Annotated in this window: 9 protein-coding genes and 2 rRNA genes (1 of these 11 running past the window's edge); 4 read left to right on the forward strand and 7 right to left on the reverse strand. The window is 44.8% G+C overall.

The window, feature by feature from the left end:
* A 23S ribosomal RNA gene (locus G9X62_RS06800) occupies positions 1–2,832 on the forward strand (it extends 1 nt beyond the left edge of the window).
* Positions 2,833–2,898: 66 nt separating this feature from the next.
* Positions 2,899–3,010 (forward strand): 5S ribosomal RNA (gene rrf, locus G9X62_RS06805).
* Between the two features lie 297 nt (positions 3,011–3,307).
* On the opposite strand, the gene G9X62_RS06810 is transcribed toward rrf, so the two are convergent.
* From G9X62_RS06810 to G9X62_RS06825, 4 genes are read right to left on the reverse strand one after another with little or no spacing between them, the layout of a single operon-like run.
* Entirely contained in the window at positions 3,308–3,727 is a 420-nt protein-coding gene (locus G9X62_RS06810) for a Fur family transcriptional regulator (protein ID WP_223129987.1), read from the reverse strand.
* Positions 3,728–5,536, reverse strand: a complete 1,809-nt coding sequence (locus G9X62_RS06815; RefSeq protein WP_223129988.1) for an ABC transporter ATP-binding protein — start codon at positions 5,534–5,536, stop codon at positions 3,728–3,730. It lies immediately after the preceding gene.
* 1 nt (position 5,537) lies between these two features.
* Positions 5,538–6,542, reverse strand: a complete 1,005-nt coding sequence (locus G9X62_RS06820; protein ID WP_223129989.1) for a gliding motility protein GldB-related protein — start codon at positions 6,540–6,542, stop codon at positions 5,538–5,540.
* Complete coding sequence (locus G9X62_RS06825) at positions 6,542–9,166, reverse strand: valine--tRNA ligase (RefSeq protein WP_223129990.1); 2,625 nt, start codon at positions 9,164–9,166, stop codon at positions 6,542–6,544. Before G9X62_RS06825 ends, G9X62_RS06820 begins: the two co-directional genes overlap by 1 nt.
* A gap of 98 nt (positions 9,167–9,264) precedes the next feature.
* Here G9X62_RS06825 and G9X62_RS06830 point away from each other — a divergent pair, with 98 nt between their 5' ends.
* Entirely contained in the window at positions 9,265–9,702 is a 438-nt protein-coding gene (locus G9X62_RS06830) for a sterol desaturase family protein (protein ID WP_223131826.1), read from the forward strand.
* Between the two features lie 2 nt (positions 9,703–9,704).
* Here the strand turns inward: G9X62_RS06830 and G9X62_RS06835 are convergent, their stop codons facing one another.
* Genes G9X62_RS06835 through G9X62_RS06845 form a run of 3 tightly spaced genes read right to left on the reverse strand, consistent with a single transcriptional unit; the run spans position 9,705 to position 12,587 of the window.
* Entirely contained in the window at positions 9,705–10,955 is a 1,251-nt protein-coding gene (locus G9X62_RS06835) for a sulfate adenylyltransferase subunit 1 (protein ID WP_223129991.1), read from the reverse strand.
* A gap of 21 nt (positions 10,956–10,976) precedes the next feature.
* Positions 10,977–11,891 carry a sulfate adenylyltransferase subunit CysD gene (gene cysD / locus G9X62_RS06840; RefSeq protein WP_223129992.1) on the reverse strand — a complete coding sequence of 305 codons (915 nt, stop codon included), beginning with the start codon at positions 11,889–11,891 and terminating at the stop codon, positions 10,977–10,979.
* 3 nt (positions 11,892–11,894) lie between these two features.
* The gene (locus tag G9X62_RS06845; protein WP_223129993.1) at positions 11,895–12,587 is read right to left on the reverse strand and encodes a phosphoadenylyl-sulfate reductase; all 693 of its coding nucleotides are present in this window, start codon (positions 12,585–12,587) and stop codon (positions 11,895–11,897) included.
* Between the two features lie 87 nt (positions 12,588–12,674).
* Here G9X62_RS06845 and G9X62_RS06850 point away from each other — a divergent pair, with 87 nt between their 5' ends.
* Positions 12,675–13,370, forward strand: a complete 696-nt coding sequence (locus tag G9X62_RS06850) for an AlbA family DNA-binding domain-containing protein (RefSeq protein ID WP_223129994.1) — start codon at positions 12,675–12,677, stop codon at positions 13,368–13,370.
* Positions 13,371–13,506: the final 136 nt, after the last annotated feature.

Genomic DNA, 13,506 nt, shown 5'->3' on the forward strand with positions numbered 1-13,506 from the left:
AGTAAGTGAATTAAGGGCGTATGGGGGATGCCTAGGCTCTTGGAGGCGATGAAGGACGTGTTAAGCTGCGATAAGCTTCGGGGAGGTGCACAAGACCTTCGATCCGAAGATTTCCGAATGGGGCAACCCAGTAGATTGAAGATCTATTATCCTATTTAAGATAGGAGGCGAACCTGCTGAACTGAAACATCTAAGTAAGCAGAGGAAGAGAAAACAAAAGTGATTCCGTAAGTAGTGGCGAGCGAACGCGGATTAGCCCAAACCAGTGTTGTTGCGGCAAGACTGGGGTTGTAGGACCACGTCATCGATTATGTAAATCAACGAGAACTGTCTGGGAAGGCAGGCCATAGAAGGTGAGAGCCCTGTATTGGTAAGTTTATGTAATTGTAGTGGTATCCTGAGTAGGGGGGGACTGGAGAAATCCCCTTTGAATCTGCCGGCACCATCCGGTAAGGCTAAATACTACCAAGAGACCGATAGTGAACGAGTACTGTGAAGGAAAGGTGAAAAGTACCCTGAGTAAGGGGGTGAAAAGACCCTGAAACCATACGCTTACAAGCGGTCGGAGCCCTTTCGTGGGGTGACGGCGTGCCTTTTGCATAATGAGCCTACGAGTTACTTTCACTGGCGAGGTTAATCACGTTGACGTGAGCAGCCGGAGCGAAAGCGAGTCTGAATAGGGCGCTTAGTCAGTGGGAGTAGACGCGAAACTTTGTGATCTACCCATGAGCAGGTTGAAGCTCCGATAACACGGAGTGGAGGACCGAACCAGTTTACGTTGAAAAGTATTTGGATGACTTGTGGGTAGGGGTGAAAGGCCAATCAAACTGAGAAATAGCTCGTACTCCCCGAAATGTTTTTAGGAACAGCCTCGGGGTTAAGTTTTAAGCAGGTAAAGCTACCGATAGGACTAGGGGGAGTCAAATCCTACCAAATCCTGACGAACTCTGAATGGCTTAAAATATACCCGGGAGTGAGGGCTGGGGTGCTAAGGTCCCAGTCCGAGAGGGAAAGAACCCAGACCAACAGCTAAGGTCCCAAAATCTTTACTAAGTTGAACTAAGGAAGTCTGATTGCAGTGACAGCCAGGATGTTAGCTTGGAAGCAGCTATTCATTTAAAGAGTGCGTAACAGCTCACTGGTCGAGCGAGGCGGGCATCGATAATAAACGGGCATCAAGTAAAGTACCGAAGCTTTGGATTATATTTATATACTGGTAGGGGAGCATTCTGATCTGCGGTGAAGGTGAAGCGACGAGCTTTGCTGGAGCGTTCAGAAAAGCAAATGTAGGCATGAGTAACGATAATGAGGGCGAGAAACCCTCACGCCGAAAGACTAAGGTTTCCTCAGCTATGCTAATCAACTGAGGGTTAGTCGGGGGCTAAGGGTCTAGCGAAGGCGACAACCTAATGCACAACAGGTTAATATTCCTGTACTTACTTATTGGGCAAATAGATGACGGAGATTACAGGTTACCAGATACTGACGGAATAGTGTCTTTGAGAGGCGGCAGCAATGCCAAAACGAGTGTAGTGAGTAAACTTCCAAGAAAAGTCTAGGCGTGTATAACTAATAAGTAACCCGTACCGTAAACCGACACAGGTGGTCGAGAAGAATATTCTAAGGCGCTCGAGTGAATCACGGCTAAGGAACTCGGCAAATTAACCCTGTAACTTCGGGATAAAGGGAGCCACGAGCAATCGTGGCCGCAGAGAAATGGCCCAGGCGACTGTTTAACAAAAACACATGGCTTTGCTAAATCGAAAGATGACGTATAAGGCCTGACACCTGCCCGGTGCTGGAAGGTTAAGGGGGGATGTTAGTGGCAACACGAAGCATTGAACTGAAGCCCCAGTAAACGGCGGCCGTAACTATAACGGTCCTAAGGTAGCGAAATTCCTTGTCGGGTAAGTTCCGACCTGCACGAATGGTGTAACGATCTGGGCACTGTCTCAGCCGTGAGCTCGGTGAAATTGTAGTAACGGTGAAGATGCCGTTTACCCGCAACGGGACGGAAAGACCCCATGAACCTTTACTATAGCTTAGCATTGAGTTTTGGTACTGGATGTGTAGGATAGGTGGGAGGCTGTGAGCCGGTGTCGCTAGGCATCGGGGAGCCAACGTTGAAATACCACCCTTCTTGTACTGGAATTCTAATCCCCAAAGGGGAGACATTGCTTGGTGGGTAGTTTGACTGGGGTGGTCGCCTCCAAAAGAGTAACGGAGGCTTTCAAAGGTTCCCTCAGCACGCTTGGTAACCGTGCGTAGAGTGCAATAGCAAAAGGGAGCTTGACTGTGAGACCGACAAGTCGATCAGGTACGAAAGTAGGATATAGTGATCCGGTGGTTTAGTATGGAACAGCCATCGCTCAAAGGATAAAAGGTACTCTGGGGATAACAGGCTGATCTCCCCCAAGAGCTCACATCGACGGGGAGGTTTGGCACCTCGATGTCGGCTCGTCACATCCTGGGGCTGGAGAAGGTCCCAAGGGTTCGGCTGTTCGCCGATTAAAGTGGCACGCGAGCTGGGTTCAGAACGTCGTGAGACAGTTCGGTCCCTATCTGTTGTGGGCGTAGGAATATTGACAGGTTCTGACTTTAGTACGAGAGGACCGAGTTGGACTGACCGCTGGTATATCAGTTGTTCTGCCAAGGGCATAGCTGAGTAGCCACGTCGGGACCAGATAAGCGCTGAAAGCATCTAAGTGCGAAACTGACCTGAAGATGAGTATTCCATGAAGGGTCCGTGTAGACGACACGGTCGATAGGCTACAGATGTAAAGACAGTAATGTCAAAGTCGAGTAGTACTAATTACCCGAAAGCTTACCTTTTATTAATTTACACACTGCTGTTTATTTTATCTCACAATATGGAAAAAGGCTATGCCTTGTAAAAAGTATGGAGCCGATAGGACGGGTGTTCACCTCTTCCCATCTCGAACAGAGAAGTTAAGCCCCGCACCGCTGATGATACTGGGATCAAACCCGGGAAAGTAAGTAAGCTCCAAGTTATTTAAAAAGACCTGCACCGAAAGTGTGGGTCTTTTTTTATGCCTAACAGTGGGCAGTAGACAGTAGTCAGTGGACACTAGTCAGGAAACAGATTAGAGAGTATAGAGCAAAGAGTAGAGATACGGCATAAAAAAGAGGCTGCCGCCTCGTTTTTTATCCACTCGGGAAATATCGCCCTACGCACTCTGCTCTTTGAACTCTGGTCTTTGAACTTTGAACTTTGCTTATCGCCTCCGGACTCCCTCCCTCCGGACTAGTGACCACCATTCACCATCTATCCTCTCTCCTCTATAATCTATACTCTACAAAGAGAGCATACCCCCTGAATCAACAAATTGCTCTCTTGCTTCGTGAAGCCTGCAGGTAATTGAATGGTGGGAATATGAACTGTTTCTAGACAGGTGGTTTGGCCACATTGATTGCACTTGAAATGTACGTGGTCGTGTTGGTGGTTATGATCTCCTTGGTGGCAGAGTTCTTTGCATAGAGCGTATTTCACGCCACCATTGTCGTCTAGTACTTTATGGAGTAAGCCTTGGGTTAAAAAGGTCTTTAAGGTGCGGTATACTGTTACGCGATCGTATTGATCACTCAATTTTTGTTCGATATCACCCTGGCTTAGCGCGAATTCTACCGCTTGAAAGGTAGTTAAAACATCAACTCGGCAGGGAGTTGATCTAAGGTCAAAATCCGAAAGTGAATAGGAAGAACTCATTTAGCCCAAATGTTCCGTTTGCAATTTGACCATATTTTGGTAAATCCCTGATTTTTTCTTCATCAATTCTTCGTGAGAACCGGATTCTACGATTCTTCCTTCTTCCATGACAATGATTAAATCGGCAGAGCGAATAGTGGATAGACGGTGTGCGATGATCAAACTCGTCCTGTTTTTCATGAGTTCCTCTAGAGCAGATTGTACCCATTTTTCAGATTCAGAATCTAGTGCACTCGTGGCTTCGTCCAATAATAAGAACTTAGGGTTTTTGAGGATGGCGCGGGCGATAGCGATGCGCTGTCTTTGACCCCCTGATAATTTCACACCTCTTTCACCTACCATGGTATCCCATTTCTCTGGGAATGATTCGACGAATTCTTTGGCATAGGCTAGTTCAGCAGCGGACTCGATCTCTGCTTGCGTTGCCCCTGGTTTTCCATAGGCGATGTTCTCGCGGATGGTTCCTCCGAAAAGTAATACTTCTTGAGGTACTAGAGCCACCATTTTGCGCCATTCGGTAATGTCGATATCTGCAATAGTACGATCACCTAGTGAAATGGATCCGGCGTTAGGCTCGTAAAAACGCATAAATAATTGCGCTAGGGTTGATTTACCGGTTCCAGAAGTTCCTACGATGGCTACCTTTTGACCAGGTTCAATGGTAAAGTTAATGCCTTTGATGATTTGAACGGAAGGACGAGAAGGGTACGAGAACTCGAGGTCTTGTACCTTGATTTGCCCGAATGAAACCGCAGAAGCGGAAGAATCACGTGTTAAATCAATCTCCGATGGATCTCCTAAGATTTCTAGGATACGATCTGAGGCACCAATGGTCTTTTGTAATTGGGCGTAGATATCTCCTAAACCTCCTACGGAACCTCCGATAAAGGCTGTGTAGAAAATGAAAGTCAAAAGATCAGCCAGAATTAAATCCCCTTGGGCCACTAAAGCGGCACCGTACCAAACAACTCCCACGATTCCACCAAATAAAGCGAAGATCACAAAACTAACAAATCCGCCCCGCAGGGTGGCTGCTTTCAATGCCTCGCCTAACACCTTATTCAAAGATGTAGTATAACGATCGACTTCGTATTTCTCATTTGTAAATGCTTTAACAGCTTGAATGGACGTTAACGTTTCCTCTACGATGATGTTCGTATTGGCTAGTTCGTCTTGTGCTTTTTTGGAGATCTTCCGAATGAATTTACCGAAAACGATAGCTGAAATCACTAGTACCGGGAAAGTAGCTAACATAAATAAGGTTAGCTTCCAGGAGATGTACGTAATGAGCGCAACGCCGCCTACGAGGGTAAAAACCTGGCGAAAGAACTCTGCCAAGGTAATGGATAACACATCTTGTAGTTGGGTGATATCGGAAGTAATGCGACTCATCAATTCCCCAACGCGTCTTTTCTCAAAGTGGAAAATGGGCAGGGTGATAATTTTAGCGTATAATGTCTGACGAACATCGCGCATCGCTTTCTCTGAGACTTGCGCAAACGTGTATATGCGGAAGAAGGAAAGGATGGCTTGAACAATTAGGACTGCAAAGAAAAACAGGGTTACATCGTTGATCTTATAAGTTGATTTGCCTTCGATTACTTTGGTCATTTCCCCAATTAAAAGGGGGAAACTGAGGGTCGTTAGGTTAGATAACAACAAGAAAGCCATCCCCACGATGAACGTCCATTTGTAAGGTATGACGAATCGGAAGATTTTCACGGCCTTAGAAAGACCTTGTTTGCTGACTTTAACGGCATCTTTTGGATCTACTCCTCCGCCTATATCACCGTGTTGTTTTTTTGCCATCTTATTTTTTATCTGCTTCGCCACGGTAGCCTGAATCGAGGAATAATCGATTGGCTTCAGGGTCGGTCATTATTTTTGCCAAACTCAGTTTGGGCTTTTGTTTCCAATAGGAATCCACGATGCGCCAGCCTAACCAGCGTCCGATACTGCCTGGGCAGGCGGGACCGACTTCCGTCGTTTTGGGACGATCATCTAGGTATTTTGCCTTGACGTTTTTATCGTTACTGAATAACAATTTGCGATCGATAAAATGTTCCCAAACTTCTTTTTGGAAGGCATTCGTCTCTGCTATTTCTTGGTTTGTATACCCGAACAATAAACTATCGGGTACGGAAGGCAAAATCGTTTTCGTAAAAACGTAGCCTTTGCCATACCAAATCATATCGCTTAATAAACTCGCATCATTCTCTGTTTGTTTGATCAAAAAGGCAGAATATTGGAGGATCACTTGGGCGACCATTGCTTTCGGTTCCAAGCGGCGCATTTGGTATTCATAGACATTGGGCGCTTTATAGAGACCGCGAGATCCCATAAAAAAGTCAAGTCCGATGATAATCAAGGAGTCCGAAATGACTAAGTTTTGTGCGGTATATTCGCCGCCACCTACGCCACCAAAACCGGAGAATACTGTTCTGATCTTCGGAGTTTTAACGCCAGGGAATTCCTGTTGAATTTTGGTAAAGGCGGCTTTGAGTTCTATTTCGAGAGAATCGCCACCAAAAAAGCTGGGCTCTTGACTCTGATCGTAGAATTTTCGCAATGCGGGATTAGCATATAATCGATAAAGGTCTTGAGCTAGAAAGGGTGCATTTTCGGTTGTAGCGCCAAAATACCCCACTCTGATCTCCGGGTATTTAGTTAACACCGCGCTCATTTCCGCATCTGATTTAGCTGCGGCCATTACGCGTTCCACTCTTTGAAAATCCCACTGAATGGCCAGCGCTTCCTTTTCTGAAGAACATGACCAAAGGAGCAAACCGAAGAAAACCGCGTAAATAAACTTCATTATCCTAAACGAGCTAGCAATTCTTGCAAGGACTGAATCTTCGTTTCTGCATCGGCTAATTTCTGTCTTTCACGCTCTACTAAATCCGCTTTCGCATTCGCTACGAATTTCTCGTTCGCTAATTTCGCTTCTACTGATTTTTTGAAACCTAAAAGATATGCCAATTCCTTCTCTGATTCTGCTTTCACTACCGCAGGATCCTCATCATTCGCTAAAGGAACGAAGAATTGATCCGCTTTCACGACGAACGTTTGGGCATCTGCTACGGCATCAGCTACAAATGTGATCGATTCTAAATTAGCCAATTTCACCATAATGGCTTCAACAGGTGCATAGGCAGCCTTGTTTTCAGCCTTGATGTGCAATGCTAAAGCTAACTTAGGAGATAGCTGCTTCGAATTACGAATCTCGCGTACTTTCGTTACCACCTCGAATACCACATCGAATTGAGCAACTAAGCTAGCATTAACAGGACCCGCTAATGGGAATTCAGCTTTACAAATCGACTCTCCTGCTGCGCGTTCATCGATCACTTGCCAAATCTCCTCGGTAATGAAAGGCATATATGGATGCATTAAACGCATTAAAGAATCGAATAAACCTAGGGCAGCATGTAGCGTATCTGCGTGAATAGGGGTTTGGTAAGCCGGCTTAATGATCTCTAAATATTTACCACAGAAATCATCCCAAACTAATTCATATATGCTTAAAAGGGCATCTGAAATACGGAATTTACTGAAGTGATCTTGAACGTCGATGATGGTTTGGTTTAATTTCGACTCAAACCAAGCCGTTGCTAATACGTGTTCTGGTAATGAGGCACCTGGAACCACTTCTAAGCCGCGCAAAAGTCGGAACGCATTCCAAATTTTGTTCGAGAAGTTCCGCCCTTGTTCACATAATTTGTCATCGAACAATAAGTCATTCCCAGCCGGAGCGGAGAATAATAAGCCCGAACGAACGCCATCCGCGCCGAAACGTTCGATTAGTTCCAACGGATCAGGTGAGTTGCCTAATGATTTGGACATCTTACGACCTTGCTTATCACGAACAATACCCGTCAAGTACACATTCTTGAACGGCAATTCATCTCTCCATTCGTAACCCGCCATGATCATACGCGCTACCCAGAAGAATAAAATATCTGGTCCAGTGACTAAGTCATTCGTTGGGTAATAGTACTTAATTTCTTCATTATCTGGGTTTTCGATGCCGTCAAAAACCGAGATAGGCCATAGCCAAGACGAGAACCAGGTATCCAATACATCCGGATCCTGCGTTAAATCATCTTCCACTAAAGCATACAATTGGTATTTGTCTCTTGCAATGCGCAAGGCCTCTTTTTTATCTTTCGCTACGATCAACGTGCCGTCCTCTAAATAGAAAGCAGGGATTTGCTGACCCCACCACAATTGACGGGAAATACACCAATCACGTACATTTTCCATCCAAGAACGGTAGGTGTTTTTGAATTTCGCCGGGTGTAATTGAATGTTGTCATTCATGACGTTGTCCAAAGCTGGTTTTGCCATCTCCTCCATCTTCATGAACCACTGTAAAGAAAGCTTTGGCTCGATTACCGCACCTGTTCGCTCTGAAGTCCCCACGGTCGATTTGTATTCATCCGTTTTGGTCAAATAACCTTCTTCCGTTAATTGCTTTACGATGCGTTTTCGCGCTTCGAAACGATCTACACCTATGAATAAAACGGCCTTCTCGTTCAAAGTTCCATCATCATTCAAGATGTCGATAACTGGTAATTTATGTTTCAGACCTAATTCGTAATCATTCAAATCGTGGGCAGGAGTCACTTTTAAGCAACCCGTTCCAAAATCCAAGGTCACGTATTCGTCTGGAATAATAGTGATTTCGCGATCTATTAAGGGGATACGAACTTTTTTACCGTGTAAATGAACATAGCGCTCATCCGCTGGATTTACACAAATCGCCGCATCCGCCATAATGGTTTCAGGACGCGTCGTAGCAATCGTTACCGATCCGCTGCCATCAACGAGGGGATATTGGATGTGGTATAATTTGGCCTGAACATCCTTGTAAATCACCTCTTCGTCTGATACAGCTGTTTTTCCTTGTGGATCCCAGTTGACCATACGCACGCCACGGTAGATTAAGCCTTTGTTATATAATCGCACAAACGTGTCAATAACCGCTTGGTATAAAGAGGGTTCCATGGTGAAACGGGTACGATCCCAGTCACATGAAGCGCCTAATTTTTTCAATTGATCTAGGATGATTCCGCCGTATTTGTCCTTCCATTCGAAAGCATATTTCAGGAATTCCTCGCGAGTAATATCGGCCTTAGAGATGCCTTTTTCCTTCAACATGGCTACTACTTTCGCCTCTGTCGCAATCGATGCATGGTCTGTTCCCGGCACCCAACAAGCCTCTTTACCTTCCATACGCGCCTTTCGAATCAAGACATCTTGAATCGTATTGTTCAACATATGGCCCATATGAAGCACCCCAGTGACGTTAGGAGGAGGAATCACGATGGTGTACGCCTCTTTGTTCGGATTAGGTTTCGAAGCGAAAAGCTTGTTTTCTAACCAGTAGCCATACCATTTTTGTTCAATTTCCTGCGGGGCGTAATTCTTATCTATCATATGTGTTCTCTAAGCCTACAAAGATAATTGATTTAGGCCAAAGGTCGAGGGTGGATTTTAAAACAATTCGCCGTAATTTTGGTTGAAATAGCGTTATGATGTTAATGGGAATTTTACTTTGGTTAGGAACCTTTCTAGGAATGGAAGGGGTTGCTTGGTTCACGCACAAGTACATTATGCACGGCATTATGTGGAACTGGCACGAGTCGCATCACGTACACCACAAAGATAAATTAGAGAAAAACGATCTGTTTTCGGTTGTTTTCGGGATCTCCTCCACGTTAACCATTATCGTAGGTGCTGAAATTCCTGCCTACTGGCCACTATTTTACATCGGATTAGGGATTGCAACGTATGGCGTCTTCTATTTCATCTTCCACGATATCATCGTTCACCGCCGTATTAAAATCAAGTACAAAGCCGGTTCTGCGTATATGAAGCGCATCATGAAGGCGCATTATGTGCACCACGAGGTGCACACAAAAAAAGGCGCAGAGGCTTTTGGCTTCCTCTACGCCCCTAAAAAATACCAATAAACTTATTTTACGAATCCTACACCGACCGTTGAATTCGAGAATTCATCGATTAGGATAAAGGCTCCATTCGCTGGATTAGCAGCGTATTGATCTGCGCTGATCGGTTGTGCCGTGCGCAACGCAATCGTTCCAATCTCATTTAACTTCAGCGTATCCACACCCTGAGTAGATGTTTGAGTAGCAACATCAAGGCGCTCCGTAATTTGAGAAATTTTGGCCTTGGTTGTATTGATTCCGTGTTGCAATAAATACGTTTTACCTGGGCTCAATGCCGTGTGATCTAACCAACATACTTGGGCGGAAAAGTCTTTCAAGGCTGGTGCATTTTCCTCTGAAGCTAACACAAGCGTGTTTCCACGTGATATATCCACATCCGTCGACAACGTAATGGTCACAGAATCCCCTGCGATAGCTTGATCTAATTTCGATTCAAATTTCTCAATCGTAGCAATCGTACTTTCTTGTCCTGTAGGCAAGACGCGAATGGCATCGCCCACTTTGAAAGTACCTGAGCTGATTTTCCCGGCATAGCCACGGAAATCGTGGTAAGCCTCCGTCATTGGTCTTACGACAAATTGAACCGGGAAACGAGCAGGTGCATGCGCCAAAGTAGAGGCGTATTCGAAGGCTTCTAATTCACCTAATAACGTATTCCCGTTGAACCAAGGCATTTCACTCGCTTTCTGCGTGATGTTTTGGCCATACAAAGAAGAGATAGGTAAGAAACTGATTTCCTGTCCTTCGAAAGTGGTCTGAGCGACTAGTTCTGAAAGACTATCTTTGATTGCATTGAAAGTGGATTCTTGGTATTGCACTAAGTCCATCTTGTTCACACAAATGATCACTTTCGGGATACGCAACATCGCGGCGATCGATAAGTGACGTGCGGTTTGTTCTACTACGCCCTGGCGAGCATCCACTAAGATTAAAGAAACCTTCGCATTTGAAGCCCCTGTCACCATGTTGCGGGTATATTCCACGTGACCTGGCGTGTCCGCGATGATGTATTTGCGGGTAGGCGTGGAAAAATAAATATTCGCCACATCGATGGTGATTCCTTGCTCGCGTTCTGCGATGAGGCCATCGGTTAATAGGGAAAGATCAAGAAAGTCAAGTCCTTTCCGTTTAGAAGCACTTTCTAAGGCCTCAATTTTATCTTTGGTAATCGAATTTGTCTCGTATAACAGGCGTCCAATTAAGGTACTTTTTCCATCATCAACGGAACCTGCGGTAGCTATGCGTAAAATATCCATGTGTTCTTGTCTCTGATTGAATTAAAAATACCCTTGTTGTTTTCTCTTTTCCATCGCCGCCTCCGAACGTTTGTCGTCAATGCGCGCGCCGCGTTCCGAAATTTCGGCAGAAAGAATCTCTTCAATAATCACATCGATATCTGTGGCATCGGAAGCTACTGCTGCTGTACACGTCATGTCGCCCACTGTTCTGAAACGAACAGTCGCCTCGAATGGAATTTCATCTGCTTCCTTGTTCAAGTACTCAGAATCTGCCCAAAGCATACCATCACGCTCAATCACCTGACGTTGGTGCGAATAGTAGATGCTAGGGATCTCCATTTTTTCTTCTTTGATGTAGTTCCAAACATCTAATTCCGTCCAGTTCGAAATAGGAAACACGCGCACGTTTTCTCCTACAGCAATCCGGCCGTTCAGCATATCGAATAACTCAGGTCTTTGGCGCTTCGCATCCCACTGCCCAAAATCATCGCGCACCGAAAAAATACGTTCCTTTGCTCTCGCCTTTTCCTCATCACGTCTCGCCCCACCGATACAAGCATCAAATTTGAATTCTTCGATGGTATCTAACAGCGTTACTGTTTGAAGTACGTTTCGTGAAGCATATTTACCAGACTCTTCCGTCGCTTTACCTTGGTTGATTGAATCTTGTACGTAACGTACAATTAATTTGGCCCCCGTTTCTTTCGCTAACCAATCCCGGAATTCAATCGTCTCCGGGAAGTTGTGACCTGTGTCGATGTGGACTAAAGGGAAAGGAATTTTACCTGGGAAGAAAGCCTTTTGGGCTAAGCGAACCAAGGTAATGGAATCCTTTCCTCCCGAGAAAAGTAAGGCTGGACGCTCGAATTGCGCTGCCACCTCCCGCAGGATGTAGATGGATTCATCCTCTAATTGGCGAGGGAAATGACCGATTTTGTCTTGTATTGTCTGCATATCTTAGGCGTGTAAACCACATTCTTTTTGGGAATTCTCCCACCACCAACGACCCGCACGGGGATGTTCTCCCTCCGAAATGGCTCGCGTACACGGAGCGCAGCCGATGGAGATGAACCCTTTCTTGTGCAAGGGGTTTTGGGGAATTTTATGTTCTTGTAAGTACTTCTCTAATTGGCTAAAGTTCCAATCAATTAAGGGGTTAATCTTCCATAATTGACGGTTTTCATCCCATTCGATGATGGGCATATCGGCTCTATTGTCTGATTGTTCTGCCCTTAAACCGGTAATCCACACTTTCGCTCCCTGCAAGGCACGATTTAATGGCTCCATTTTTCGAACAAAACAGCATTCTTTTCTGTTCTCTACAGAGGAATAGAAGGAGTTAAATCCTTTTTTTGCTACTAAGGTTTCCACTGAGGAGGTGTTAGGGAAAAAGGTTTGTAGCGAAATACCGTATTTTTTAATTGTCAAATCCATCAATTCGTAGGATTCTTGGAATTGACGGCCAGTATCAAGTGTAAAAATCTCGATGGCCGATTTTGTACTGGCAATAGCCTGGGTAATTGCCTGATCTTCTTGACCAAAAGAGGTAGAGAAAACGAGGCGCTCCCCTGCAAAATAGGAGGCAATGAACTGAATTCGTTCAGGCAATGATCTGGATAGTAATTCCTTTTCGAGCGTTTTGAGATGCATTTTGTCCTATTTTTTACAAAGGTACATATTGTCTATTGAATAACTATACTAAGTAAATAAAAAAATAATTCCTAAATTAAGGGTGTTATGCGCATCGGATCAGAGATTTTATTGGATATACCCTTAGGAGATGAAGAGGAGAATTTGCTCGACCTTCGAAATCTGCGAAATCTCGTACGTCACGGAGAGGGTATTCGATTAGAGTTCAAAATGAAAGTGAAGTTCCCGGAGAAAATTATCAAGGAACTAGTGGCTTTCGCCAATACCGATGGAGGTCATTTATTCGTCGGGGTCAGCGATGCTGGGGTGATTGAAGGAGTAAAGTTCGCGGAGGAAGAACAGTTTTTGCTGGAGCGAGCGATTGAGAAATATTGTTTTCTTGTTTTCACTTATCGAGCCTACCGAATTCGCTTGGATAATGGACGAGAGGTTTTGGTCTATCAAGTCTATGAAAGCGTGGATAAACCGCATTTTGTTCAACTAGATACAGACCCACATCCCATTTGCTATGTTCGCGTCAAAGACCGCACCATTCAGGCGAGCAAAGAAATGAAGCAAATTTTACGTCGCCAAAACGATGACGGCATCAGTTTCGCCTACGGGGACATCGAGCGCTTCCTATTAGATTATGTACGGCAGAATGGCCAAATAACCTTAACTGAGTTAGCCCAACAAGCCCAAATTCCTATGTGGCTGGCTTCCAGAAAATTAGTCCTATTAGTCCTCACTCGCGTGCTAAAAATCGAGCCCGGAGAATCAGTCGATACGTATCGTTTAAATTAATTTCAAAGGATATTCATTATCAGGAAATTAAATCTATATTTGCATCCGTTTCTTGAAATATTTCAAGAAAACAGATACAAATAGTACAATTTTGTGCATTTATTGCATTTAATTTTTAAGATAAACAAAGCCACTT

Source organism: Aquirufa lenticrescens (assembly GCF_019916085.1).
GTDB lineage: Bacteria > Bacteroidota > Bacteroidia > Cytophagales > Spirosomataceae > Aquirufa > Aquirufa lenticrescens.